General features: G+C 64.5%; 24 protein-coding genes and 1 pseudogene. 13 read left to right on the top strand and 12 right to left on the bottom strand.

The window, feature by feature from the left end:
- Nucleotides 1-36: 36 nt before the first annotated feature.
- The 6 genes from ABLE85_RS09760 to ABLE85_RS09735 form a co-directional block, all read right to left on the bottom strand.
- Nucleotides 37-957 carry an ABC transporter permease gene (locus tag ABLE85_RS09760; protein WP_348792532.1) on the bottom strand — a complete coding sequence of 307 codons (921 nt, stop codon included), beginning with the start codon at nucleotides 955-957 and terminating at the stop codon, nucleotides 37-39.
- Nucleotides 957-1,850 (bottom strand): ABC transporter permease, encoded by an 894-nt coding sequence (locus ABLE85_RS09755; RefSeq protein ID WP_348792531.1) that lies wholly within the window; start codon nucleotides 1,848-1,850, stop codon nucleotides 957-959. The genes ABLE85_RS09760 and ABLE85_RS09755 overlap by 1 nt, the downstream gene beginning before the upstream one ends.
- Nucleotides 1,847-2,446 carry an ANTAR domain-containing protein gene (locus tag ABLE85_RS09750; protein WP_348792530.1) on the bottom strand — a complete coding sequence of 200 codons (600 nt, stop codon included), beginning with the start codon at nucleotides 2,444-2,446 and terminating at the stop codon, nucleotides 1,847-1,849. Before ABLE85_RS09750 ends, ABLE85_RS09755 begins: the two co-directional genes overlap by 4 nt.
- On the bottom strand, nucleotides 2,443-3,612 hold the full coding sequence (locus ABLE85_RS09745; RefSeq protein WP_348792529.1) for a transporter substrate-binding domain-containing protein: 1,170 nt from the start codon (nucleotides 3,610-3,612) through the stop codon (nucleotides 2,443-2,445). The genes ABLE85_RS09750 and ABLE85_RS09745 overlap by 4 nt, the downstream gene beginning before the upstream one ends.
- A gap of 184 nt (nucleotides 3,613-3,796) precedes the next feature.
- Nucleotides 3,797-4,633, bottom strand: a complete 837-nt coding sequence (locus ABLE85_RS09740; protein WP_348792528.1) for a sulfite exporter TauE/SafE family protein — start codon at nucleotides 4,631-4,633, stop codon at nucleotides 3,797-3,799.
- Between the two features lie 98 nt (nucleotides 4,634-4,731).
- Nucleotides 4,732-5,913, bottom strand: a complete 1,182-nt coding sequence (locus ABLE85_RS09735; protein WP_348792527.1) for an alanine--glyoxylate aminotransferase family protein — start codon at nucleotides 5,911-5,913, stop codon at nucleotides 4,732-4,734.
- A gap of 291 nt (nucleotides 5,914-6,204) precedes the next feature.
- On the opposite strand from ABLE85_RS09735, the gene ABLE85_RS09730 reads away from it, so the two are divergent.
- The gene (locus tag ABLE85_RS09730; protein WP_348792526.1) at nucleotides 6,205-6,933 is read left to right on the top strand and encodes a Crp/Fnr family transcriptional regulator; all 729 of its coding nucleotides are present in this window, start codon (nucleotides 6,205-6,207) and stop codon (nucleotides 6,931-6,933) included.
- 17 nt (nucleotides 6,934-6,950) lie between these two features.
- Here ABLE85_RS09730 and ABLE85_RS09725 read toward each other — a convergent pair whose 3' ends face one another.
- Nucleotides 6,951-7,469, bottom strand: coding sequence for a hemerythrin domain-containing protein (locus ABLE85_RS09725; protein ID WP_348792525.1), 519 nt, complete (start codon nucleotides 7,467-7,469; stop codon nucleotides 6,951-6,953).
- 194 nt (nucleotides 7,470-7,663) lie between these two features.
- Here ABLE85_RS09725 and ccoN point away from each other — a divergent pair, with 194 nt between their 5' ends.
- The 11 genes from ccoN to ABLE85_RS09670 all read left to right on the top strand — a co-directional run bounded on the left by ccoN (nucleotide 7,664) and on the right by ABLE85_RS09670 (nucleotide 20,221).
- Complete coding sequence (ccoN, locus tag ABLE85_RS09720; RefSeq protein WP_348792524.1) at nucleotides 7,664-9,277, top strand: cytochrome-c oxidase, cbb3-type subunit I; 1,614 nt, start codon at nucleotides 7,664-7,666, stop codon at nucleotides 9,275-9,277.
- A gap of 9 nt (nucleotides 9,278-9,286) precedes the next feature.
- Nucleotides 9,287-10,018: a cytochrome-c oxidase, cbb3-type subunit II gene (gene ccoO, locus ABLE85_RS09715; protein ID WP_348792523.1), complete on the top strand. Its 732-nt coding sequence runs from the start codon at nucleotides 9,287-9,289 to the stop codon at nucleotides 10,016-10,018.
- A gap of 11 nt (nucleotides 10,019-10,029) precedes the next feature.
- The gene (locus ABLE85_RS09710) at nucleotides 10,030-10,182 is read left to right on the top strand and encodes a cbb3-type cytochrome c oxidase subunit 3 (RefSeq protein WP_348792522.1); all 153 of its coding nucleotides are present in this window, start codon (nucleotides 10,030-10,032) and stop codon (nucleotides 10,180-10,182) included.
- 2 nt (nucleotides 10,183-10,184) lie between these two features.
- Nucleotides 10,185-11,048: a cytochrome-c oxidase, cbb3-type subunit III gene (ccoP, locus tag ABLE85_RS09705; protein WP_348792521.1), complete on the top strand. Its 864-nt coding sequence runs from the start codon at nucleotides 10,185-10,187 to the stop codon at nucleotides 11,046-11,048.
- Nucleotides 11,049-11,062: 14 nt separating this feature from the next.
- Nucleotides 11,063-12,622, top strand: a complete 1,560-nt coding sequence (gene ccoG, locus ABLE85_RS09700; RefSeq protein ID WP_348792890.1) for a cytochrome c oxidase accessory protein CcoG — start codon at nucleotides 11,063-11,065, stop codon at nucleotides 12,620-12,622.
- Nucleotides 12,622-13,113 carry a FixH family protein gene (locus ABLE85_RS09695; RefSeq protein WP_348792889.1) on the top strand — a complete coding sequence of 164 codons (492 nt, stop codon included), beginning with the start codon at nucleotides 12,622-12,624 and terminating at the stop codon, nucleotides 13,111-13,113. The genes ccoG and ABLE85_RS09695 overlap by 1 nt, the downstream gene beginning before the upstream one ends.
- Nucleotides 13,110-15,383 carry a cation-translocating P-type ATPase gene (locus tag ABLE85_RS09690; protein ID WP_348792520.1) on the top strand — a complete coding sequence of 758 codons (2,274 nt, stop codon included), beginning with the start codon at nucleotides 13,110-13,112 and terminating at the stop codon, nucleotides 15,381-15,383. The genes ABLE85_RS09695 and ABLE85_RS09690 overlap by 4 nt, the downstream gene beginning before the upstream one ends.
- A complete protein-coding gene (ccoS, locus tag ABLE85_RS09685) occupies nucleotides 15,380-15,532 on the top strand; it encodes a cbb3-type cytochrome oxidase assembly protein CcoS (protein ID WP_348792519.1) in 153 nt (50 codons plus the stop codon). The genes ABLE85_RS09690 and ccoS overlap by 4 nt, the downstream gene beginning before the upstream one ends.
- Nucleotides 15,533-15,753: 221 nt before the next feature.
- Nucleotides 15,754-17,379: a chaperonin GroEL gene (gene groL, locus ABLE85_RS09680; protein WP_348792518.1), complete on the top strand. Its 1,626-nt coding sequence runs from the start codon at nucleotides 15,754-15,756 to the stop codon at nucleotides 17,377-17,379.
- 430 nt (nucleotides 17,380-17,809) lie between these two features.
- Nucleotides 17,810-18,907 (top strand): carboxynorspermidine decarboxylase, encoded by a 1,098-nt coding sequence (gene nspC / locus ABLE85_RS09675; RefSeq protein ID WP_348792517.1) that lies wholly within the window; start codon nucleotides 17,810-17,812, stop codon nucleotides 18,905-18,907.
- Nucleotides 18,908-18,952: 45 nt separating this feature from the next.
- Nucleotides 18,953-20,221, top strand: a complete 1,269-nt coding sequence (locus tag ABLE85_RS09670) for a saccharopine dehydrogenase family protein (RefSeq protein WP_348792516.1) — start codon at nucleotides 18,953-18,955, stop codon at nucleotides 20,219-20,221.
- Nucleotides 20,222-20,259: 38 nt separating this feature from the next.
- Here the strand turns inward: ABLE85_RS09670 and ABLE85_RS09665 are convergent, their stop codons facing one another.
- Nucleotides 20,260-21,234: a LysR substrate-binding domain-containing protein gene (locus tag ABLE85_RS09665; RefSeq protein ID WP_348792515.1), complete on the bottom strand. Its 975-nt coding sequence runs from the start codon at nucleotides 21,232-21,234 to the stop codon at nucleotides 20,260-20,262.
- Nucleotides 21,235-21,437: 203 nt separating this feature from the next.
- On the opposite strand from ABLE85_RS09665, the gene ABLE85_RS09660 reads away from it, so the two are divergent.
- Nucleotides 21,438-22,991 carry a trimethylamine methyltransferase family protein gene (locus ABLE85_RS09660; protein ID WP_348792514.1) on the top strand — a complete coding sequence of 518 codons (1,554 nt, stop codon included), beginning with the start codon at nucleotides 21,438-21,440 and terminating at the stop codon, nucleotides 22,989-22,991.
- A 44-nt stretch (nucleotides 22,992-23,035) separates the two neighbouring features.
- Here ABLE85_RS09660 and ABLE85_RS09655 read toward each other — a convergent pair whose 3' ends face one another.
- The 4 genes and pseudogenes from ABLE85_RS09655 to ABLE85_RS09640 form a co-directional block, all read right to left on the bottom strand.
- The gene (locus ABLE85_RS09655) at nucleotides 23,036-23,176 is read right to left on the bottom strand and encodes a hypothetical protein (RefSeq protein ID WP_348792513.1); all 141 of its coding nucleotides are present in this window, start codon (nucleotides 23,174-23,176) and stop codon (nucleotides 23,036-23,038) included.
- A 55-nt stretch (nucleotides 23,177-23,231) separates the two neighbouring features.
- Nucleotides 23,232-23,533, bottom strand: a pseudogene (locus tag ABLE85_RS09650) (DUF6691 family protein).
- A gap of 107 nt (nucleotides 23,534-23,640) precedes the next feature.
- Nucleotides 23,641-24,555, bottom strand: coding sequence for a DMT family transporter (locus ABLE85_RS09645; RefSeq protein ID WP_348792512.1), 915 nt, complete (start codon nucleotides 24,553-24,555; stop codon nucleotides 23,641-23,643).
- A gap of 84 nt (nucleotides 24,556-24,639) precedes the next feature.
- Entirely contained in the window at nucleotides 24,640-25,203 is a 564-nt protein-coding gene (locus ABLE85_RS09640; RefSeq protein ID WP_348792888.1) for a TetR/AcrR family transcriptional regulator, read from the bottom strand.
- Nucleotides 25,204-25,698 lie beyond the last annotated feature (495 nt).

Below are 25,698 nucleotides of genomic sequence, written 5' to 3'. Positions count from 1 at the left end.
CTTTACTCCAGGGTTCTTGTTGTCATGGAATGCACTTCAACGAAGCTTGATGCGCGGGTCGACCCACGGCGCGATCAGGTCGGCGAGCAGGTTGCCCAACACGATGGCGAAGGCCGAGATCATGGTGACGCCCATGATGATCGGAATGTCGATGCGCTGGATGGCCTGCCAGGCAAGCTGCCCGATGCCCGGCCAGCCGAACACGCTCTCCACCACCACGATGCCCGACATGAACAGGCCGATGTCGATGCCGATCATGGCGATGATGGGCAGGATGGCATTGGGGATGGCGTGCCCGAACAGGATCTTGGCGCGTGTCAGGCCCTTGGCGCGCGCGGTGCGGATGTAGTCCTGCCGAAGCACGTCCAGCAGCGACGACCGCATCATGCGCGAATACCAGCCGGCGCCCAGGAAGCCGAGCGTGATCGACGGCAGCACGAGATGCGCGAAGGTGCCGTAGCCGCCGATGGGGAACCAGCCGAGCTGCACCGCGAAGACGTAGAGCAGCAGGATGCCGATCACGAACTGCGGCGCCGAGACGCCGAGGAAGGAAACGATCATCAGGCCGTTGTCGATCTTGCTGCCGCGCTTCAGCGCCGCCACCACACCCATGGTCAGGCCCATCAACAGTTCGCAGAAGATGGCGCCGCACATCAGCAGAAGGCTCGCCGGCAGGCGCGACCAGATCAGTTCCGCAACTTCCGTCTTCTGCAGGTAGGAGCGGCCGAGATCGCCGTGCAGCAGCCCGCTCAGATAGCGCAGATACTGCTGGTAGAACGGCAGGTTCAGGCCGAGCTGCTCGCGGATGTTGGCGACCGTCTGTGCGGTGGCGCTGCGCCCGGCGATCTGGCGGGCCGGATCGGCAGGCACCAGATAGAGCAGGACGAAGGTGACCAGGCTGATCCCCAGCAGGATCAGCACCGTCTGCAGCAGGCGGCGGGCGATATAGGCAAGCATCAGTGGTGTCCCTGCTGCGTCGGGTCGAGGATGTCGCGCAGGGCGTCACCGACGAGGTTAAAGGCCAGCGCGAGCAGCAGGATCGCCGCACCCGGAATGAACACCAGCCAGGGCGCGCTGGTGAAATAGGTCTGGTTCTCGAAGATGATGTTGCCCCACGACGGGATCGGCGGCTGCACGCCGATGCCGAGGAAGGACAGCGTCGCCTCGAGCAGCACTGTGGTGGCAATGCCGAGCGTGGCCCACACGATGATGGTGGACAGCTGGTGCGGCAGGATGTGGCGCAGCATGATGCGCATGTGCCCTGCCCCCATCGCGCGCTCGGCGTCAATGAAGTCACGCTCCGACAGCGACCGGGTCTCGGTGTAGATGACGCGGGCGATCTGCACCCAGTTCACCATGGCGATCACCATGGCGACGATCCACAGGCTCGGCTTGAAGATCGCGGCGAGCACGATGGCCAGCAGCAGCGCCGGGAACGCCATCATCAGGTCGGTGAAGCGCATCAGGATCGTCTCGACCCAGCCGCGGAAATAGCCGGCGCAGATGCCGACGACGGCGCCGGTCAACACGGCCGTGCCATTGGCCACGATGCCGATGATGAGCGAGGTGCGCGCGCCATAGATGAGACGGCTAAATAGATCGCGGCCGACCAGATCAGTGCCGAACCAGAACTGCGGGTCCGGCGGCAGCGGCGCGCCCTCAAGGCTCAGCCCTTCGAAGAACTGCTCGTAGGGATCGTGGGGCACGACCCAGGGGCCGAAGACCGCCGCGAAAACGGCGATGGCAATGATGACCAGCCCGAAGACCGCGAGCGGCCGCCGGATGAGCCGGCCCAGCACGCCCCTTTGCGGGGCCGCCGGCACGGCAGGAGAAGCTTCAGCTGCACTCATAGGGCCGTCCGCATGTCGTTGATGGTTTCCACGAGGCGCGCGGCCATGACTTCCAGCGTCACCCGTTCGGCCATTGCCGTCAGCCGCAGCTTCTGGAACGCGGCCTTGGCGCTGATATTGTCGCGCACCATGAGAATGGCGGTCGCCTCCGCAAGCAGCTCGCGATTTTCGAGACGCGAGCGCAGCGAGGCGATTTCCGCCGTCAATGCCTGCCGGTGTGCGAAGCCGTGCGCGGCAGCCACCAGCGCGCTGTAGAGGCCAGCGCTGCCGATAGGCTTCAGCATCTGCGCGTCTGCCCCCTGGCGCATGGCCCAGGACACGCGGCCCGGCGCCTCGGAGCCGATCAGCGCGATCACCGGGATCGGCGCTTCGCCCGGCTTCCAGGGAAACTGGTCGTCATAGCCCATGTCGGCGTCGATCAGCACGACGTTGAAGCGATCGAGATCCGGCAGGTCGGTGATCTCGGGCCAGTAGTGCGACGCCGCCACGCCGATGCGTTCGAACTGCGTGAGCAGCGCGTCGACATTGGGGTGCGGCTGGTGAACCACCAGCGCGCGCCAGCCAATGAGGGACGGGGTCGGTCTCATGTCGTTCATTGAACAACCCTCAGATGTGGAGCCTTGGCGGACGGCAAAGCCTCCCCGCCGGGAATGCCGAGGCGCGAGCGGGTCAGGAACGGATCAGGCTCGATCGCTCCGCCTGCTTCGAAGACGACATCGAAGCCGCCATCGGCGCGCGCCCGGCCAATATGTGCCGGCATCAGCACGTGATTGGTCCGCGCGTCAACGATGCTCTTGCCGAACGGCGCCGAGAACGGATGCGCCTTGGCCTGCGCCAGCACCTCGGTGATCGCGTCCGTTCCAGCCTGCCGGATCGCATTGGCGATCATGAATACGCTGGTGTAGCTCTGGGCGAAAAAGCTGGTCACCTGCTCGGTGCCGGGCTGGCCTGCGACAGCGTTCAGGAAGGCCTGGTTTGCCGGCGTCCGCAGCGACTGGAAGTAGCAGCTCACCGTGAAGTGCCCGGCGATGGCCTCTCCGAGCAAGGAGCCCTCGCCCTCGTAGAGATTGCAGCTCAGCACCGGCCGCACTGCCGACGCGAAGCTTGGATCGGCAAGCCCGAGCTCGTGATAGGTCTTCAGGAAGGCATAGGACGACGGGCCGATCAGGTTGTTGAGGATGAAGTCCGGCTTCTTGGCCTTGATCTCGGCCACGATGTGATGGATCTCGACATCGCCGATCGGCACATAGCGCTCGCCCAGCACGCTGCCGCCCGAATGGTGCAGCACCTCGCGGGCGATGCGGTTCATCTCCCAGCCCCAGATGTAGTTCGAGCCGGTCAGGAAGGCGTTCCGGCCGAAGCGCGGCACGACGTAGTCGAGCAGCGGCAACAGGTGCTGGTTGGGGCTGGCAGCGATGTAGACGACGTTCTCGCTCGCCTCGAAGCCTTCGTAGACGCATGGATACCAGAGCAGCGCGTCGGCCTTCTCGACGACCGGAATGACTTCCTTGCGGCTCCAGGAGGTGGTGCAGCCGACGACGTGGCGCAGCCCCGTGCGCCTGATCATGTCGCGGCACAGGCCGGCATAGCGACCGGTGTTGCCTTCGGGATCGGCATCATGGGCAACGAGTTCGAACGGATATTCGCCGCTGGCGTTCACCGCCTCGATCGCTGCCAGGGCGCCATAGAATCCCTGCTGGCCGGGCGCCCAATAGGGCCCGGACCGCGAAAACAGCAAACCGATCGGTATCGAGTTCCCCATGCCTTGCGGCTTTCCCCAAAAAACGCCAACGACCCCATTCCGGAACGTCGATTCCGAAATGAGGCCCAAATGCCCAGAAAAATCTGATTGTCCCTTTAGTCTTCCGGCCTCTTTACTCCCTGTCAAGCGGATTCTGGCCGAGGCCGGTCACGAGCCGCAATTTAACGGGTGCGAATTGCCGCAGTTAGGTAATTAACATTCGCCCGGCCGTGATCGCGAGAAAGAAAGCGAAAGCGAGCTTCAGATAGCGTGCGTTCAGCGCGTGGGCGAGGCGCGCACCCCATGGCGCGACGAGATAGCTGATCGGCGCGATGATCAGCACGGCCGGCAGGCTGACGAAGCCGAGGCTCAGCGGTGGCCGCCCGGCAACGCCAAGCCCCGCCCAGATGAAGCCGGCTACACCCGGGATGGCGATGAGCAGGCCGAGCGCCGCGGACGTGCCGACCGCACGGTGGACCGGGAAGGAAAGGCTGGTCAGCGTCGGCACCGAGAGCGTGCCGCCGCCAATTCCCATCAGCGAGGAGATGAAGCCGATGACGGTCGCGACGGCGCGATTGACCCAGGCGCTTTTCGGCAGGTGATCGGAAACGACCAGATGCCTGGGGATCGACATGTTGACGGCAACCAGCAGGCCGACCACGCCGAACACCAGGCGCAGTCCGCCGCCGGGGATGAACTTCGACATGATGCCGCCGATCAGCGCGCCGACGAACGCCGCTGGTCCCCAAAGATCGAGGAGCGCGCGGTCGACATTGCCGCGTTTGGCGTGTGCCTGCATCGACGAAATGGAGGTGGGGATGATGATCGCCAGCGACGTGGCCACCGCCAGATGGCTGGTGATCGACGGCGGGAAGTGAAACAGCGTCAGCACCCAGAACAGCACCGGCACGATGACAATGCCGCCGCCGACGCCGAGCAGACCGGCGAGGAGGCCGGAAATGACGCCAGTGGCCGCAAGCCCGGCAATGAGCGCGGCGATGGTCGGGCCGTCGAGCGTCGACGGATCAAATGTCAGTTCCAACCGATGTTTCCTTCACATTCGCAATAGAGGGACCGCGCCACCTGGCGCAGTCGGACGGCGGCCCGCGCTACCACAGGCATGACAGACAGTGCCCCGCTTTATGAAACCTCCGCGTCGATGACCGCAAGTGCGGCCTCGATGCCCCTGCCGACGTCAAGCTTCTGCCCGAGCGCATTGAGCGCGCCGCCCAGAGCCGTCAGCGCCACGATCGCATAGATCGGTTGCGCGGTCGGCCCCATATGCCCGATGCGCGTCAGCTTGCCGAGCGTCTCGCCGCGCCCGGCGGATAACACGACGCCATAGCGTTCGCGCGCGGCCTTACGCAACGCCACCTCTTCGACGCCCTCCGGCGTTCGGATGGCCGTGGTTGTGGGCGAAGCAATCCTCTCGTTCGCCGCCCACAGCGAAAGCCCCATGGCGATCGCGCCCGCGCGCGCGGCCTTGGCCGTCAGGGCGTGGCGCGCCCAGACGGCCTCAGCTCCCTCCTTGAGGTAGAGATCGAGAGCCACGTCCAGGCCGTTCATCTCGGCCACTGACGGCGTGAACGGGAAAGGCCGGTCCTTCGACCACGCGTTTTCCCAGTCGAGGATGCTGAGCACCGATCCGCGCGGCGCGGCCGGATTGTCCTTCATCTTGGCCCAGGCCCGTTCGCTCACCGCCATCAGCGTCAGGCCGGGCGGCGTACCCAGACACTTGTTCGCGCCGGTCACGTAGATATCCGCGTGGCAATCCTCAGGGTGCGTCTTCATGCCTCCGAAGGAGGAGACCGCATCGACGATGAGATAGGCGCCATGCGCCGAGACGATCGCGCCGATCTCGTCGATCGGATTGATCGTGCCGGAAGGCGTGTCGTGATGGCAGACCGAAACGACGCTGATTTCCGGATGCGCCTTGAGCATGTCCGCCACCGCCTGCGGGTCGATCGCCTCGTTGTAGGCCGTCTCGATCTCGATCAGCTTGGGCGAATGCCGTTTCGCCCAGCGGCCGAAGCCCTTGCCGTAGACGCCCGAGACGAGATTGAGCACGACGTCGTCGGCAGCGATGAGCGAGGCGGCCGCGGCTTCCAAGCCCATGACCGGCTCGCCCTGCAGGATGACCGGCTTGGTCGACAGTCGCATCGCGGCCTGCGCCTTGGCCACGGTTTTCTCGTAAAAGAGCTGGAAGGCCGGATCATGGTCATAGAGTACCACGCGGCTGAGCCCGCGCAGCACCTCCGCATAGGCATTGACCGGGCCGGTCGTGAGCGTGATCACCGGGTCCGCGTGGTCGAGATATCGCATTTCCCATCTCCGAATTACCGGGTGTCCGCCCCAGGTCCTCGCGCGAGGCAGAATCGCACTGCCTCGTTTTTTTCGGATCGATATGGAAGCCCGACCGCCAGCAGTCTCAAGGTATTTTTTGCGCCATGTTGCAGCCCCGGCGAAATGGATTGGCTTGTGCTTTGCGGCGTCCCCCTCCCGCGGAGTACGTTGGCCTAAAGCCGCACGACACCATGGGAGACAAACTGCCGCGAGATTTGTACAACTGGGCGCTGTACAAGAAGCCATCATTGTTGAGATCAGGCGATCGAGATGAATGTCAGGCAAGATATCCATAATTCCGACATTCCGGTGCTCTGCCGGGCTTGCGAGGCCCGGCACCGCGGCGTCTGCGGCGCTCTGACCTCCGAACAACTGCTGGTGCTGAGCAAGCAGTCCTCCAAGCACAAGGTCGAGCCCGGCACCGAGCTGGTGAGCGACAGCGAGCCGATCACTGGTTTCTCGAACATGCTGTCGGGTGTGGTCAAGCTCACCAAGATGCTCGAGGACGGGCGCCAGCAGATCGTCGGGCTGCAATTCGCGCCGGATTTCCTCGGCCGTCCGTTCAAGTCCGAAAGCGCCCTCAACGCGGTGGCCGCGACACCGGTTTCGCTCTGCTCCTTCCCCAAATCCGCGGTCGACCGGATGATCAAGGAGGCGCCCGAACTCGAGCACCGGCTCTTGAAGCAGAAGCTGAAGGAGCTCGACGAGGCGCGCGACTGGATGCTTACGCTCGGCCGCAAGACGGCCTCGGAGAAGGTCGCCAGTTTCCTTCATCTGGTCGCGACTCACATCGACCCGGAAGCCTTCGTCGCGAACGGAACGGTCAGCTTCGAACTGCCGCTGACGCGCGCCGACATCGCCGACTTCCTCGGCCTGACCATCGAAACCGTCAGCCGCCAGATGACCAAGCTGCGCAAGGACGGCGTGATCGATATCGAAAACAACCGGCACATCACGATTCCCGATATCGCCCGCCTCGAGAGGCGCGCGAAGATCTGAGGTCGCCGCCGCGACGCTCAGCCGGTTTCGGACAGGAACCCAGCCATCGCCTCGCGCTCATTGGCGATGTGGCGCCGCATGGCGGCAAAGAAACCGCGCAACATATAGCCCACCGCCTCGACATTGGCCGCCTCGGCTCCCTCGCCGAGTCGGCGCAGCCCGTCCGCCAGTTCGGTGGCGAAGTCCGCGTCCTCGATATGCTCGGCCTTCAGCCGCGCTACGATCTCGACCGCCGACCGAGTGTTGCCCTGCGCACGGACATAGGCCGGAAACAGCATCCCCTCCTCATAGGTGTGAGCTTCGCGCAGAAGCGGCTCCAGCTTGCCGGAAGCAGCCAGGCATTGGTCGCGGTCAAGCGCCTGCGGCAATGAGTCCGCGATCTCCTCGAGCAGGTCGCACAGCGCCAGCTTTTCGGCATGGAGCCGGCTAAGGGTGCGCTGCCGCACGCCGATACAAAACAGCGGATCGGCCTCGCCACTGTCGTCTCCCGTTGCGAGAGGCGGCCGGTCGCACCCGTCCCCTGCTCTCATCGACATCGCATGAACCTCCTCCTGCACAACTAGCTGCGTCGTTTTTGACGCATGGTTGGGCACCAGAAATGCACGCCATGCCTGGCCGCTCTTTGATCCAGATCAAGGAGCCCCGACCTGCCCCCGGCCAAAGTCCCGGCGCGCGTTGCCCGTCTCGACGGGAGATTCGCAGCCGTTTTTGCCTCATAGGGGGACCGTTCATGAAATTTGGTGTCGAAATCGTCGGCGTCACCGTCGCCGCCTTTCTGGCGCTGCTAGGGGCCGCCTTTGCAGGCGACGACCTCTTCCGCGCGCATATGTGGGTGCTGTTCTTCGCCCTCACGGCTGGCGCCATCCTGCTGATGCGCAACACGCGCTTCGGCGCCCAGGCCGTCACGGCCGACACGTCGGGCTATCTCGACGGCCCGATCCGCTACGGCGTCGTCGCCACCGTATTTTGGGGTGTGGTAGGCTTCCTGGTCGGTGTCATCATCGCCGCGCAGCTTGCCTTTCCCGATCTCAACTTCGAGCCCTGGTTGAATTTCGGGCGCGTTCGTCCGCTGCACACCTCGGCGGTCATCTTCGCCTTCGGCGGCAACGCGCTGATCGCAACGTCCTTCTATGTCGTGCAGCGCACTTCCCGCGCGCGGCTGTTCGGCGGCGACCTCGCCTGGTTCGTGTTCTGGGGCTACCAGCTCTTCATCGTCATGGCGGCCACCGGCTACCTCCTGGGCATCACCCAGAGCCGCGAATATGCGGAACCGGAATGGTATCTCGACATCTGGCTGACCATCGTCTGGGTCGCCTATCTCATCGTGTTCCTCGGCACCATCCTGAAGCGCAAGGAACCGCACATCTACGTCGCCAACTGGTTCTACCTGTCCTTCATCGTGACGGTCGCGATGCTGCACATCGTCAACAACCTGGCGGTGCCGGTCTCGTTCCTCAGCTCCAAGAGCTACTCGGCCTTTGCGGGCGTGCAGGACGCCCTGACGCAGTGGTGGTACGGCCATAACGCGGTCGGCTTCTTCCTCACCGCCGGCTTCCTGGGCATGATGTACTACTTCATCCCCAAGCAGGTGGATCGCCCGGTCTATTCCTACCGGCTGTCGATCATCCACTTCTGGGCGCTGATCTTCCTCTACATCTGGGCCGGTCCCCACCACCTGCACTACACCGCGCTGCCCGACTGGGCGCAGACGCTGGGCATGGTCTTCTCGATCATGCTGTGGATGCCCTCCTGGGGCGGCATGATCAACGGCCTGATGACGCTCTCGGGCGCCTGGGACAAGATCCGCACAGATCCCATCATCCGCATGATGGTCATGGCCGTGGCCTTCTACGGCATGGCGACCTTCGAGGGTCCGATGATGTCGATCAAGACGGTCAACTCGCTTAGCCATTACACCGACTGGACTATCGGCCACGTGCACTCCGGTGCCCTCGGCTGGAACGGCCTCATCACCTTCGGCGCGGTCTACTTCCTGGTGCCCAGGCTGTGGAACCGCGAGCGGCTCTACTCGATGCGCATGGTGACCTGGCACTTCTGGCTCGCCACGCTCGGCATCGTCATCTACGCGGCCGCCATGTGGGTCGCCGGCATCCAGCAGGGCCTGATGTGGCGCGAATACGACGAGCAGGGCTTCCTGGTCTACTCCTTCGCCGAATCCGTCGCCGCCATGCTGCCCTACTACGTGCTGCGCATGCTGGGCGGTGCCCTCTATCTCGCCGGCGGGCTGGTGATGGCCTGGAACGTCTTCATGACCATTCGCGGCCACGAGCGCCAGGAAAAGCCGATCCCCGGCGCGACGCCCGCACTGCAGCCGGCCGAATAGGAGCTTCAAATGTCATTGCTCGACAAACATTCCATCATCGAGAAGAACGCGACGCTCCTGCTGGTCGGCTCGTTCCTGGTGGTCACCATCGGCGGCATCGTCGAGATCGCCCCGCTCTTCTACCTCGACAACACCATCGAGAAGGTGGAGGGCATGCGGCCCTACTCGCCGCTGGAGCTCGTCGGCCGCAACATCTACGTCCGTGAAGGCTGCTATCTGTGCCACAGCCAGATGATCCGGCCTTTCCGCGACGAGGTGGAGCGTTACGGCCACTACAGCCTGGCGGCGGAGTCGATGTACGACCATCCGTTCCAGTGGGGCTCCAAGCGCACCGGGCCTGACCTCGCCCGCGTCGGCGACCGCTACTCCAACGAATGGCACGTCCAGCACCTGAGCGATCCGCGCTCGGTGGTGCCGGAATCGATCATGCCCTCCTACGCCTTCCTCAAGACCAACCGGCTTGAGGTGAAGGACATCAAGTATCACCTCGAGGCCAACAAGGCCGTGGGCGTGCCCTATACGCAGGAAATGATCGACAACGCCGAGGCCGACCTCAAGGCCCAGGCCGATCCGAATGCCAGCACCTCGGACCTGCTGGCGCGCTACCCCAAGGCCAAGGTCGGAGACTTCGACGGCAACCCGCAGGCGCTGACCGAGATGGATGCACTGGTCGCCTATCTGCAGATGCTCGGCACGCTGGTCGACTTCTCCACCTATGACGACGCCGCCGGTTACCGCTGAAGGAGGGCACGATGGAAACCTACACCGCAATGCGGCACTTCGCCGACAGCTGGGGGCTGTTGTTCATGGTGCTGTTCTTCACCGGGGTCGTTCTTTTCGCCTTCCGGCCCGGCAGCCGCAAGCAGGCCGAAGAGGCCGCCCGTATCCCGCTCAAGGATGACTGACAATGACGAAGAGAGAGATCGACCAAATTTCCGGTGTCGAGACCACCGGTCATGAGTGGGACGGCATCAAGGAACTCAACAACCCGATGCCGCGCTGGTGGGTGTTGACCTTCTACGTCACCATCGTCTGGGCGCTCGGCTACACCATCGCCTATCCGGCCTGGCCGATGATCAGTTCGGCCACCTCCGGCGTGCTCGGCTTCTCCAGTCGCGGCGAACTGAAGAACGCGATGGCGGCGGCGGACACGGCCAAGCAGAGCTTCGCCGAAGCCATCGCCGCCAAGTCGGTTGACGAGATCATCGTCGACGACAAGCTGCGCGAATTCGCCACCGCAGCCGGTGCCGCCGCCTTCAAGGTGAACTGCATCCAGTGCCACGGCTCGGGCGCTGAAGGCTCGCCGGGCTTCCCGAACCTCAACGATGACGACTGGCTGTGGGGCGGCAGCGCCGATGCGATCCACCAGACCATCGCGCATGGTATCCGCTATGCCGGCGATCCCGAGACACGCAGCTCCGAAATGCCGGCCTTCGGCGAAATCCTCGAGAAGGAGCAGATCCGGCAGGTGGCTGCCTATGTCTACGGCCTGACCGGCACTCCGAGCGATGCCGCGGCGGCCGCCGCAGGCAAGCAGGTGTTTGCCGACAATTGCGCCGCCTGCCACGGCGACGATGCCAAGGGCAATCGCGAGCTGGGCGCCCCGAACCTCGCCGACGCCATCTGGCTCTACGGTTCGAGCGAAGCCGACATCGCCCGCCAGGTGCGCACGCCCCGGCACGGCGTGATGCCGGCCTGGTCCGCCCGTCTGGGCGATACGACGGTGAAGGAGCTCACCGTCTATGTTCACTCGCTAGGCGGAGGAGAGTGACCTTGGAAGCGCGGATTCTGGAGCAGCCCGAGGTCGAGAGACTCGAGGCCGAACCGGTCAACTCAGCCAAGAGCCGGCAGCCGCTCTACGCGCCGCGCAAGAAAATCTTCCCGAAGCGTGCTTCGGGAAGTTTTCGCCGTTTCAAATGGCTGGTCATGGTGGTGACGCTCGGCATCTACTACCTGACGCCGTGGCTGCGCTGGGATCGGGGGCCCTATGCTCCCGATCAGGCGGTGCTGCTCGATCTCGCCAACCGCCGCTTCTATTTCTTCCCGATCGAGATCTGGCCGCAGGAGTTCTTCTTCGTCGCCGGCCTGCTGGTCATGGCCGGCATCGGCCTGTTCCTCATCACCTCGACCGTCGGCCGCGCCTGGTGCGGCTACACTTGCCCGCAGACCGTGTGGGTCGACCTGTTCCTGGTGGTCGAGCGCGCCATCGAGGGCGACCGCAATGCCCGCATCAAGCTCGATTCCGCGCCCTGGTCGCTCGGCAAGCTCTGGAAGCGGGGGACAAAACACCTCATCTGGCTGCTGATCGCGGTGGCCACCGGCGGCGCCTGGATCTTCTACTTCGCCGACGCCCCGACGCTGCTGAAGGACCTCTTCACACTGCGGGCCGAGCCCGTCGCCTACATCACCGTCGCGATCCTCACCGCCACCACCTACACCTTCGGCGGTCTGATGCGCGAGCAGGTCTGCACCTATATGTGCCCGTGGCCGCGCATCCAGGCAGCCATGCTCGACGAGAACTCGCTGACCGTCACCTATAACGACTGGCGCGGCGAGCCGCGTTCGCGCCACGCCAAGAAGGCGGCCGCCGCCGGCGAGACGGTGGGCGATTGCGTCGACTGCAACGCCTGCGTCGCCGTCTGTCCCATGGGCATCGACATCCGCGACGGCCAGCAGCTCGAATGCATCACCTGCGCGCTGTGCATAGATGCCTGCGACAGCGTCATGGACAAGATCGGCAAGGAACGCGGCCTGATCTCCTACGCCACGCTGAACGACTACCAGGCCAACATGACGCTGGCGACCGGCAACGGCACGCACGCCATCGACCCGAGCAAGGTCCGCACCCCGTCGGGAACGCTTTCCGACAAGGTGGCGACTTTCCATCTCCGCAAGCTCGTCCGGCCGCGCACTTTGGCCTATTTCGCCGCATGGTCCCTGGTCGGAATAGGTCTCTTTTATGCCCTGCTCAGCCGCGACCGGCTTGAGCTCAACGTCGCGCATGACCGCAACCCGCAGTTCGTCACCCTTTCCGACGGCTCGTTCCGCAACGGCTACACGGTCAAGCTGCTGAACATGATCCCCGAGCCGCGCACGGTCGTGCTCTCGCTGGAGGGGCTGGAGGGCGGCACCATGGCGGTCGTCGGCATGGAGCAGCAGCCTGAAGATCGGTCGGTCGAGATCGCGCTCGAGCCCGACCGGCTCAAGACGATCAAGGTCTTCGTCCGCCTGCCGAAGAACCGTGTCCCAGGAGCCGCGACTTCCTTCAAGTTCACCGTCGAGGACCAGGCGAGCGGCGAGCACGACGCCTATGTCGCGACCTTCAACGCACCGGAGAAGAGATGATGTTTGCACGCGCCCAAAAGCAGTTCACCGGCTGGCATATGCTGGCCGTCATGGTGCTCTTCTTCGGCACCGTCATCTCGGTGAATATCGTCATGGCGATCTATGCCAATACGAGCTGGACCGGGCTCGTGGTCCAGAACACCTATGTCGCCAGCCAGGAGTTCAACAGCAGGGCCGAGGCGGGCCGCGTGCAGGCCGCGAAAGGATGGAAGACCACGCTCGAGCTGCAGCCCGGCCTGGTACGCTTCGCCCTCACCGACGCGACCGGCGCGGCGATCCATCCCAAGGGCGTCACCGCCACCTTCCGCCGCCCCGCCTATGAGGCGGAGGACCAGACCATCACGCTGAAGCCCCTGGCCGACGGTGCCTATGGCGCCGAACAGACGATCCGCGACGGAATCTGGATCGTGGAAGTCGACGCCGACATCGGGGAAGCCCTGCCCTATCGCGATGTCCGGCGCATCATCGTGAAGGAGGGGGCTTTCAAATGAGTTGCTGCGCCCCCACCGAAATCATCTCCGACCTCGAGCGCGCCGAGCACGCCGGCCCCTCGCCCGAGGAAATGCTGCTGGCCAGCCGCGCGGTCGGCAACGGGCTTCGCCAGAGCGACCTGGCGGTGCCCGGCATCCATTGCGGCGCCTGCATCCAGAAGATCGAAAGCGCCCTTTCGCGCCTCGACGGCGTCGAAAACGCCCGCGTGAACCTGTCGACGCGGCGCGTCAGCGTGCGCTGGCACGAAGAGAGGATGCCGCCGATCGTTCCGGCCATCGAGGGCCTCGGCTACGAAACGCATCTGTTCGATCCGGACGCCGGCACGAAGGACCAGACGCTGGCCGAGTTGATCCGGGCGCTGGGTATTTCGGGCTTCGCATCCGCCAACGTCATGCTGCTTTCGGTCTCGGTGTGGTCGGGTGCGGAAGGCTCGACGCGCGACCTGTTCCACTGGATTTCGGCGCTGATCGCCATCCCCGCGCTCGCCTTCGCCGGGCGCATCTTCTTCCGCTCCGCCTGGAACGGCCTGAAGCACGGTCGCATGAACATGGACGTGCCGATATCGCTCGGCATCCTGCTTGCCTACGGCATGAGCATCTACGGGACCATCCACCACGGCCAGCACGCCTATTTCGACGCCTCGGTGACGCTGCTGTTCTTCCTGCTCATCGGCCGCACGCTCGACCACGTCATGCGCGAACGCGCCCGCGAGGCGGTGAAGGGGCTGGCGCGGCTTGCCGCGCGCGGCGCCATGGTGCTGCGCCCCGACGGTTCGCGCGACTATCTGCCGGTCGAGGAGATCGAGCCCGAGATGCGCATCCTGCTTGCCGCAGGCGAGCGCGTGCCGGTCGACGCCAGCGTCGAGGACGGCGCCTCCGATCTCGACTGCTCGCTGGTGTCGGGCGAGAGCGAGCCGCAGCGCGTGACGCCGGGCGCGGTGATCCGTGCCGGCACGCTCAACCTCACCGGCCCGCTCACAATCCGCGCCCTGGCGGCTGCGAAGGATTCCTTCTTCGCCGAAATGGTGCGGATGATGGAGGCGGCCGAGGGCGGTCGCAACGTCTATCGCCGCATCGCCGACCGCGCCTCCGCGCTCTACTCGCCGGTCGTGCATCTCACCGCCTTCCTCACCTTCCTGGGCTGGGTGACGCTCTCAGGCGACTTCCACCGCGCCATCACCATCGCCATCTCGGTGCTGATCATCACCTGCCCCTGCGCGCTCGCGCTGGCGGTGCCAATTGTCCAGGTCGTGGCGGCTCGCCGGCTGTTCGAGAGCGGCATCATGGTCAAGGACGGCTCGGCGATGGAACGCCTGGCCATCATCGACACGGTCGTCTTCGACAAGACGGGCACGCTGACCGTCGGCACGCCGCGGCTGGTAGATCCCGGCGCTGTCAATCCGAAGGCGCTTGGCATAGCGGCCGCCATGGCCGCGCATTCGCGCCACCCGCTGTCGAAGGCACTGGCGCAAACCGGCGCCGCCGCGCCAGGCCTGGCCCTCGCTGAGGTCCGCGAGCTTCCCGGCTACGGCATCGAAGCGCAGGCGCGCGGCGATCTCTACCGGCTCGGCCGCGCCGATTGGGCGCTGGCCGACGGGGAAGCCTCGTCCGAGGCCGGCACCGTGCTTGCCAAAAACGGCAAGCTGCTCGCGCAGTTCACCTTCGAGGACCGTCTTCGCGATGGCGCGGGCGACACGGTCAGACAGCTTGCCGCCAAGGGCCTGAAGATGGAGGTCCTCTCCGGCGACCGGCCAGCAGCCGTGGCCAGGCTAAGCCGCACGCTCGGCATAGAAGCCTTCCGCGCCGGCGTGCTGCCCGGCGACAAGGCGGGCCGCGTGGCCGAACTTGCAGCCGAGGGGCGCAAGGTGCTGATGGTCGGCGACGGCCTCAACGACGCGCCGGCGCTCGTGGCCGCGCATGTCTCCATGGCGCCCGCCACCGCCGCCGATGTCGGCCGCAACGCAGCCGACTTCGTCTTCCTGCGCGAAAGCCTGGCCGCAGTGCCGCTGGCGCTTCGCATCTCCAGGGATTCCGGCCGGCTGATCCGGCAGAACCTCGCCATTGCCGGCATTTACAACGTCATCGCTGTGCCGATCGCGATCATGGGTTATGTTACCCCTCTCGTGGCAGCGCTTTCCATGTCGTTGTCCTCGGTGCTCGTGGTGTCCAACGCGCTTCGACTCAAGGGCGCGGAAAAATCCGCCGCCAAAGCAGAACGCGAGGAAGGCGGAGCGCGCCACGCGATGGGCACGATGGAGCCGGCCAAATGACAATCCTCGTCTACCTGATCCCGATCGCCCTCCTTCTGGGCGGCCTTGGCTTGGCCGCCTTCCTCTGGTCGCTCAAAAGCGGCCAGTACGAGGATCTCGACGGAGCCGCCTCTCGAATTCTGATCGATGAAGACGACAGACCTGCCTGAAAGGCGGATGCCTCCGACACAAGGCTGAAACAAGGTTTGTATTGAATACAAGCGCTTATCGCGCGATAACTTTGCCACGGAAATTTTCCGGACGGCCTTGGCCCGTTTTCTCAAGGCCAGACCATTTTCGCGCCGCCGGCGCCTGGGTCCCATGGCTTCCGGTCCGCATTTCGAGCCGCATTCGCATTCATTCAGGGTTCCCCCGACGAAGGAATAGGGCGATGGCTGCAAAGGAAGTGAAATTCCATTCCGACGCGCGCGAGCGCATGCTGCGCGGGGTGAACATCCTGGCCGATGTGGTCAGGGTCACGCTCGGCCCCAAGGGTCGCAACGTCGTGATCGACCGCGCGTTCGGCGCCCCCCGCATCACCAAGGACGGCGTCACCGTCGCCAAGGAAGTCGAACTCGCCGACAAATTCGAGAACATGGGCGCGCAACTGGTCCGCGAGGTCGCGTCCAGGACCAGCGACGCCGCCGGCGACGGCACCACCACCGCGACCGTGCTCGCGCAGGCGATCCTGACGGAAGGTGCCAAGGCAGTCGCGGCCGGCATGAACCCGATGGACCTGAAGCGCGGCATCGATGCCGCGATCGACGCGGTCGTGGCCGAGCTGAAGCAGAATGCGCGCAAGGTGACCCACAACGACGAGATCGCCCAGGTCGGCGCCATATCGGCCAACAACGATCCCGAGATCGGCCACCTGCTGGCCGAAGCCATGGAGAGGGTTGGCAACGAAGGCGTCATCACCGTCGAGGAGGCCAAGACCGCCACCACCGAACTCGAGGTGGTCGAGGGCATGCAGTTCGACCGCGGCTATCTCTCCCCCTACTTCATAACCAACCAGGACAAGATGCGCGTCGAGTTCGAGGACTGCTACATCCTGATCCACGAGAAGAAGCTTTCCAACCTGCAGGCCATGCTGCCCATCCTCGAAGCGGTGATCCAGTCGGCCAAGCCGCTGCTCATCGTCGCCGAGGATGTGGAGGGCGAGGCGCTGGCCACGCTGGTGGTCAACAAGCTGCGCGGCGGGCTCAAGGTCGCGGCCGTCAAGGCGCCCGGTTTCGGCGATCGCCGCAAGGGCATGCTCGAGGACCTCGCCATCTTGACCGGCGGTACGGCGATTTCCGAAGAGCTCGGCGTGAAGCTGGAGCATGTCACCGTGCAGATGCTCGGCCGCGCCCACAAGGTGATGATCGACCGGGAGAACACCACCATCGTCGGCGGCGCCGGCAAGAAGGCCGAGATCGAAAGCCGGGTCCACCAGATCAAGCAGCAGATCGAGGAGAGCACTTCGGACTACGACAAGGAGAAGCTGCAGGAGCGGCTGGCCAAGCTGGCTGGCGGCGTCGCCGTCATCCGTGTCGGCGGTTCGACCGAGGTCGAGGTCAGGGAACGGCGGGACCGCGTGGACGATGCCCTGCATGCCACCCGCGCCGCCGTCGCCGAAGGCATCCTGCCGGGTGGCGGCGTGGCCCTGCTGCTGGCGGCCAGCGCGCTCGACGGGCTCAAGACGGAGAACCAGGACCAAAGCGTCGGCGTCGACATCGTTCGCCGCGCGCTCGAGGCACCGGTGCGCCAGATCGCGGAGAACGCAGGGGCCGAGGGCTCCATCGTAGTCGGCAAGCTGCGCGAGCATTCCCGGCCCGCCTATGGCTGGAATGCCCAGACCGGCGAATATGGCGACTTCTTCAAGCAGGGCATCATCGACCCGGTGAAGGTGGTGCGGACGGCGCTGGAAGGCGCCGGCTCGGTTGCCGGCCTTTTGGTCACCACCGAGGCGATGGTCGCCGAGAAGCCGAAGAAGGAAGCTGCCGCGCCGGCCATGCCCGGCGGCATGGAGTTCTGATCCCGGTCGGCGAAGGGGCGGCAACGTGCCCCGCCCCCGGCGGCATCCCTTTGCTTGACTCCGGGGGACCTTCGGCTACTTTGCGCCACCATGATGTGTCTTATTCCGAACCTGTTCCGGCGAGAGCCGCAACGCATCAAAGCGGGCATCTAGCCCGGACGCGGTCGAAGCCTGGCTCGCGTTCGGGGGTGCCAGGGTTATCCAGTTCCGAGAGATGCAAAAGCTGCATCCTTGAAGCCGCAGAAGAACTTCGACACCGAACCGTTTCCGTGAGCCGCCGGGCATTCCGGCACCTTTGGGTCCAAAACGCTTGAGATTGCGGCCGGCAGTTCCTAAAAGGGCCCGGAAAATCTCCCACACCGCTTGACCGATCTCAGGACGCCTGACCGGCGAGCGACAGATATTTGAACCGACAGCCAGCGCCGAGCCGATGATCCAGACGCCTTACTACCTCATCGATAAGTCCCGCCTCCTGCCGAACATGAAGAAGATCGCCTATGTGCGCGAGCATTCCGGCGCCAAGCTGCTTCTGGCGCTGAAGTGCTTCGCCACCTGGTCGGTGTTCGACCTGATGCGCGACTACATGGACGGCACCACCTCCTCCTCGCTCAACGAGGTGCGGCTCGGCCGCGAGAAATTTGGCGGCGAGACGCACGCCTATTCGGTTGCCTATGCCGATCACGAGATCGACGAGGTGATCGCCAATGCCGACAAGATCATCTTCAACTCCATCGGTCAGCTGGAGCGCTTCGCTGACAAGGCGAGTGGCCTGGCGCGCGGCCTGCGCCTCAACCCGCAGATCAGCTCCTCGAGCTTCGATCTCGCCGATCCGGCGCGACCCTTCAGCCGCCTGGGCGAATGGGACGTGGCTAGGATCGAGACCGTGATGGACCGCGTCAACGGCTTCATGATCCACAACAACTGCGAGAACAAGGACTTTGGGCTGTTCGACCGCATGCTCTCGCAGATCGAGGAAAGGTTCGGCTCGCTGCTCGGCCGCGTCGAGTGGGTGAGCCTCGGCGGCGGCATCCACTTCACCGGCGAGGGCTATCCGCTCGATGCCTTCTGCGCACGGCTCAAGGAATTCGCCGAGCGCCACGGCGTGCAGGTCTATCTCGAGCCGGGTGAGGCATCGATCACCAAGAGCACCACGCTGGAGGTGACCGTCCTCGACACGCTCGACAACGGCAAGAACCTCGCCATCGTCGACAGCTCGATCGAGGCGCATATGCTCGACCTCTTGATTTACCGCGAAAACGCCAAGGTCGAGCCCAATGCCGGCGCACACAGCTACATGATCTGCGGCAAGTCCTGCCTGGCGGGAGACATTTTCGGCGAGTTCCGCTTCGACAAGGAGCTCAAGGTCGGCGACCGAATCTCGATCCAGGACGCCGCCGGCTACACAATGGTCAAAAAGAACTGGTTCAACGGCGTGCGCATGCCGTCGATTGCGGTGCGCGAGCTGGACGGCACCGTGCGCGTGGTGCGCGAGTTCGGTTTCGAGGATTACGTCGCGAGCCTCTCGTGAGGCTCGTCGGGTTTGGCTGACGGGAAAAGGAGACAAACGCCCGAAATGAAGAAGAACGTACTGATCATCGGCGCGGGCGGCGTGGCCCAGGTTGTGGCCCACAAATGCGCGCAACACAACGATCTGCTCGGCGATATCCATGTCGCTTCACGCACGGTCGCGAAATGTCGCGCGATCGTCGAGTCGGTCCGGGAAAAGAAGAGCCTGAAGAACCCGAACGGCGTGCTGGAAGCGCATGCGCTCGACGCGCTCGACATCGAGGCCACCAAGGCGCTGATCGAGAAGACGAACAGCCAGATCGTCCTCAATGTCGGCTCGGCCTTCCTCAACATGTCGGTTCTCTCGGCCTGTATCGCGACGGGCGCGGCCTATATCGACACGGCGATCCACGAAGACCCGATGAAGATCTGCGAGACCCCGCCGTGGTATGCCAACTACGAGTGGAAGCGCCGCGAGGAATGCGAGAAGGCGGGCATCACCGCCATTCTCGGTGCCGGCTTCGACCCCGGCATGGTGAACGCCTATGCCAAGCTCGCTTTCGATGAATATTTCGACCGCGTCGATTCCATCGACATCGTCGACATCAATGCCGGCAGCCACGGCAAGTATTTCGCGACCAACTTCGATCCGGAGATCAACTTCCGCGAGTTCACCGGCCAGGTCTGGTCGTGGCAGGACAGCAAGTGGGTCTCGAACAAGATGTTCGAAGTCGGCAAGGAATGGGACCTGCCGGTGGTCGGCAAGCAGAAGGCCTACATGACCGGCCATGACGAGGTGCATTCGCTCTCGCAGCGCCTCGGCGTGCCGAACGTCCGCTTCTGGATGGGCTTTGGCGACCACTACATCAACGTCTTCACCGTGCTGAAGAACCTCGGCCTTTTGTCCGAGAAGCCGGTCAAGACCGCTGAAGGCCTGGAAGTCGTGCCGCTCAAGGTGGTCAAGGCAGTCCTGCCCGATCCGTCGTCGCTCGCGCCGAACTACGCCGGCAAGACCTGCATCGGCGATCTGGTGAAGGGCGTGAAGGACGGCAAGGAGCACGAGGTCTTCATCTACAACGTCGCCGATCACAAGGAAGCCTACGAGGAAGTCGGCAGCCAGGGCATCTCCTACACCGCCGGCGTGCCGGCCGTGGCCGCCGCGATGCTGGTCGCCCGCGGCGACTGGGACGTGAAGAAGATGGCCAACGTGGAAGACCTGCCGCCGCGGCCCTTCCTCGGCCTGCTCAACCGGATCGGCCTGCCCACGCGCATCAAGGACGCTGACGGCGACCGGGCGCTCGAATTCGATACCCCGGCCCTCGCCGCCGCCAGCTGACGCTCAGCGGTTCCAAACCGCGTCTTATATCTTGCAGCTTAAGCGCCCCCTCCCACACCGGAGGGGGCGTTTTCGTTTGCGAAGAGGCTGTTCTCAAGCGGCTTGGGCGGTGTCGCGTCGGCCTCCGTCCGTATCCAGTTCAGGAAGGACGCAACCGAGGCCTTCGGGGCCCCGTGCTTCAGCACGACATAATAGGCCGAGCGCGGCCGCAACGTTTCCACCGACACCCGTACGAGCTGGCCGCGCTGCAGCAGGTCGTCGACCAGCCGGTGCCAGCCCAGCGCGATGCCTTCGCCGCGCATCGCCGCGTACAGCGCGTCGGTGTAGAAATTGCAGCTCAGCGTGATGTTCTTGCGCTCGCCGCCGTGCCCGAACGCGCCCAGCCAATGATCCCAGTCGACCCAGGTCGGCTCATGCGCGTCGCTGGCGATGAGATTGTGGCGGGCAAGGTCGGCGACGCAATCGGGCGCGCTGCGCTGGGCGAGATAGTCAGGGCTGCACACCGGAAAAACATCGTCGCCGAACAGCAGGATCGCCCTGCCATCCGGCCAGTTGCCGTCGCCGTAGCGGATCGCCACGTCGATCTCGTCGCGCAACAGGTCGACGCTGGGGTCCTGCGTCACAATCTTGAGCTTGATATCGGGGTCGGTGCGCCGGAAGCTCGAAACCTTCGGCAGCAGCCAGAAATGCGAGAACGCCACCGTGGCCGAGATGGTCAGTTCGCCGGCATCCCTGCCGCTGGTGATGGTGCGCACCGTCTGCGCCACGATGCCGAGCGCTTCCGACATCGAGGCGGCCAGCGCCCTGCCCGGCTCCGTCAGCTCGATCGCGCGATGCATGCGGCGAAACAGCGGAAAGCCGAGGCTGCTTTCCAGCGCCTGCACCTGCCGGCTCACCGCCGCCTGGGTAATGCCCAGCTCGACCGCTGCGCGGGTAAAACTCTGCTGCCGCGCCGCCGCCTCGAACACCACCAGAGCCGTCATCGAAGGCAATTGCCGGCGAAAGCCTGACATTACAAAACCTCATGCAAGGCGTTCCAAAAAATGCCGTTGACGCCTTATCGCATAATGACCGCTTATGCACTGTCGATATCCGCAGGCCCTGCTTCGCGGCGGAGTTTCCTGCGGGAGGAGATCGCAATCGAAACATGAGGCCACCGACGCGGAACGCCGGGGCGTCATGTTCGCGCAGCAGCTGAGAAACGGAATTCGAGACCATGACCACCCCTGCCACGCCCACCCAAGAACAGAGATCGGGCGGACGCGAAGCGCGCCGGCGCGCCCGCATGAGCCGTTCGCCGAGCGGCCTGCACCGGCCCTACATCGTGCGCGGCATTCCCACCTACGACGTGATGTCGGAGGAGAACCTGCTGCGCATCGAGGCGACCGCAGATCGCATCCTTGCCGAGATCGGCATCGAGTTCCGTGACGATCCGGTCGCGCTCGACCACTGGAAGCGGGCCGGTGCCAAGGTCGAGGGCGTGCTGGTGAAGTTCGAGCCCGGCATGCTGCGCGAGATCCTCAAGACCGCGCCGGCCGAATTCACCCAGCACGCCCGCAACCCCGCCAATTCGGTGCGCATCGGCGGCAAGAGCGTCGTGTTCTCGCCGGCCTATGGCTCGCCCTTCGTCATGGATCTCGACAAGGGCCGCCGCTACGGCACCATCGAGGATTTTGAGAACTTCGTGAAGCTCGCCCAGTCCTCGCCCTGGCTGCACCACTCCGGCGGCACGGTGTGCGAGCCGGTCGACGTACCGGTCAACAAGCGCCATCTCGACATGGTCTATGCCCATATCCGCTATTCGGATCGCGGCTTCATGGGCTCGGTAACGGCCGAAAGCCGGGCCGAGGACTCCATCGACATGGCCCGCCTCGTCTTCGGCGAGCAATTCACCGACGAAAACTGCGTCATCCTTGGCAACGTCAACGTCAACTCGCCGCTGGTGTGGGACGCCACCATGACCACGGCGCTGCGCGCCTATGCCCGCGCCAACCAGGCCGCTGTCGTGGTACCTTTCATCCTCGGCGGTGCCATGGGGCCCGTCACCAATGCAGGCGCCATCGCCCAGTCGCTGGCCGAGACCATGGCGGGCTGCGCGCTCACCCAATTGGAACGCCCGGGCGCGCCGGTGATCTTCGGCAATTTCCTGTCCTCGATGTCCCTGCGCTCCGGTTCGCCCACCTTCGGCACGCCGGAACCGGCGGTCGGCTCGATGGTGGTCGGCCAGCTCGCGCGCAGGCTTGGCCTGCCGCTCAGGTGCTCCGGCAACTTCACCACCTCGAAGCTGCCCGACGCCCAGGCCATGAACGAGGGCACCGTGTCGATGCTGGCGGCCGTGCATTGCGGCGCCAATTTCATCCTGCACTCGGCCGGTTTCCTCGACGGGCTGTTGTCCATGTCCTACGAAAAATTCGTCATGGACACCGACTTCTGCGGCGCACTGCACAGCTATCTCGACGGCGTGAAGGTGGATGACAACCAGCTTGCGCTTGATGCCTTCCAGGAGGTCGGCCCCGGCAACCACTTCTTCGGCTGCGCCCACACCATGGGCAACTACGAGACCGCCTTCTGGGATTCGGAGATCGCCGACAACGAGGCCTTCGAGAAGTGGGAGGCCGCCGGCTCCGAGGATGCGGCTACCCGCGCCAACAAGCGCTGGAAGAAGGCGCTGGCCGAGTACGAGGCGCCGCCGCTCGACGAAGGCACCGACGAGGCCCTTAAGGATTTTGTCGCGCGCCGCAAGGCATCGATGGACGACGCCTGGTATTGATGTGAGAAAGGCTTCCGCCGGTCTCGGCGGAAGCCTTTTTCTTCTCAGTCACCTTCCGACCATCCGCGCGGCCAGGTTCGATCAATGAGCGGCGTGGCAAGGATGGAGCCGCCGCCACCGACCAGGCGGAGCATGAAGCCGACCAGACTGCCCGCAGCGATGGCGCTCAGCATTATCCCGGTCATGACTGGATCTTCCGATAGCCACGGTCATGGATCACCATGCCCGTCACCATCGCGGCTACGAAAAGCATCGTCGGCTACAGGCCCAGCGAAAGCGAGGCAACGGCCGAAGCCGCCACCCCCAGCCCAGGCCGAAGACCGTCGAGCCCAGGATCTGCCGGCCGTCGATCCGGTTGGTCTCCGGCAGGCGGAAGGTCGTTTCTAAGGCGAGACGGCTCATGCGCCGGGCAAGCGCCACGCCGCCGATGCCACGGTGACGGCTCCGCCCAGCATGAAGGCCAGGCTCGGATCCCAGTTGCCGAATATGTCTAGAAAACCCTGCACGCGCGCCGGGTTCACGTCCGTGGCGCGCGCTCCCATTTCGGTCAGGGATTTCTCCCCTGGCCGAAGTTTTTCCATCACGCTCACCACTTGGCTCCTTTCAACGCGTCGAGCGCGGAAAATCAGATCCGAACGCTGGATACGTTCTAGGACCCTTGCGACCGGGCGACCATGATGATGCCGACCAGCGAAACCGCCAGTCCGGCCGCCATTGCCCATGACAAGGGTTCGCCGAACATGATCCAGGCCCAGATCATCGTTACGGGCGGGCTCAGATACAGGATCGCCGTGACCCGGGCCGGAGACGATTTGCGGAGGGCGATGTAATAGAGGCTCCAGGCCCCGAAGGTCGCGACGAAGACGAGCCACAGAATACCGCCGATGAACCCTGTTTCGAGCACGGGAAGCACACCACCTTCATGCCAGGCGAACAGGGCGAAGATCACCGACGCCGAGAGACATTGGATGCACAGGCTCTGGTGCACGGGCATGGAACTGGTCGGGCTGCGTTTCTGGAGGAGTGTCGCCATCGCCAGGGAAAGCGTTCCCAACACAGGTAGACCGTAGGCCCAGAGCGGGACGTCGCCCATCTGGAGTGACCAACCCGATGCGATCAAGACGCCGGCGAGGCCGATGAAAGAGCCCAGCCACTGACGCCAGGTGAGCGCCTGCCCGAGCACGGGCCACGACAACACTGCCACCGCCAAGGGCAGCATATCCGTGATCAGGGCGACGAGGCCCGTCGGAACGCCGTACGAGATCGCCAGCGCAAATCCCGCCAGATAGCCGGACATGGCCAGCGCTCCGAACAGCATCTGTGGCAGGGCATCCTTCCAGCGGAGCGCGGGACCGATCGTCAGTGCGAACGGAAGAAGTACCATCCCGGAGACCAGGCTGCGCCAAAGCAGGATCAGAAAGATCGGCGCATGATCGATCGCAAAGCGAATGCCGACGAACCCGGCGCTCCAGGAAATCACCAAAGCAGCTTCAAGAATGACCAGAACGGCGACCGCCGAGATGCCGCTCCTCTGCCGATAGGAAGCGGTGACCAATTCGCTCATCTGTTCTGATTTCCGATCTCTGTGAATGCTGGTAAAGGGTCCGCGCACGCCCGTGTCCTGATGCGCGCCGCAGGCGGCTCGATCTCAAAGCTTGTCGAGGATGGAAATCGCGATCTTGCGCGCCTTCTTCAGGCTTGCGTCGTGCCCGTCGAGTCCTGCGCGAGCCATCGCGCCCTCCAGAAGAAAGGACAGGTGTTCCGCAGCCTCGTCGACGGCCGTGCCAGCACTCGGCCGAATGTCGCGGAGGTGTTCCCTGAACAGTCTCTCCGCCTCTTCCTTCTGGGCGGCAACCGACGCCCGACCGGGGCCGCCCATGGGAAGCTCTGCGGCCGCGTTAAGCAGCCCGCATCCGCGAAATCCCCATTCATAGGCACAGGCCGCGTGGTCCACATAGGAATCGAACACGGCGAGCACCCGCTCCCGCGGCGTAGTGGCGTGACTGAGCCGTTCCCGGTAAAGCTCCATCCATTCGTCATGGCGCCCTTGAATGTAGGCGTCGACCAGATCAGCCTTGGACGAGAAATTGTTGTAGAGGCTCATTTTTGCAACGCCCGCACGCGCGGTGATCGCGTCGATGCCAGTGGCCCCCACCCCGTCGCGATAAAACAACTCCGCCGCCGCCTTCAGCAGGCGCTCCCTCACTTTCATCTTGTCGCTCACGATCGCCCCTCGACAACTATGTAGACCGATCTACCTATTTCTGGATCCTCGCGCCTTACCTCGACGCGACCGTTCCTGGCGCGGATGCGATACTGGGCGGCGGTGGCTAAATCCGCGGGGGCCCCGCGCTTCGCCGAAGCCCACGTCCGCTCAGCCGAGGTGGCGATCGACCCCACCGGCGATACTGTTGCTGGTCTTGCGGTTCATGCTCTCGCCGTAGGAATCGCACCATTGTCGATAAGATGCTACCGGCAACACGGTTGTCGGCACGCTTCGTCCCGGCCTGGTCCTCGCCACTCTCTCGCCCAGCCATATTGCGACAAGCTTGAACCGACCAGGTATTGGTGTGCCCTGACGTTGCCCCAGGTTTTATCCAGTTTTGAGTTCGTTTCCGGCGTTGGTTTTGCCCTGATGGGCGGGTGAAGCGGCGGGCGTTGGCGCGGAGCTTTTCGCATTGCGCAGCGCCAAGGCCCGAGGCGTGTG

The sequence above is a fragment of the Mesorhizobium sp. KR1-2 genome (genome assembly GCF_040045035.1).
Taxonomy (GTDB): domain Bacteria; phylum Pseudomonadota; class Alphaproteobacteria; order Rhizobiales; family Rhizobiaceae; genus Pseudaminobacter.
Note: the sequence above shows the minus strand (reverse complement) of the source record. Positions and strands in the feature narration are given on the sequence as shown.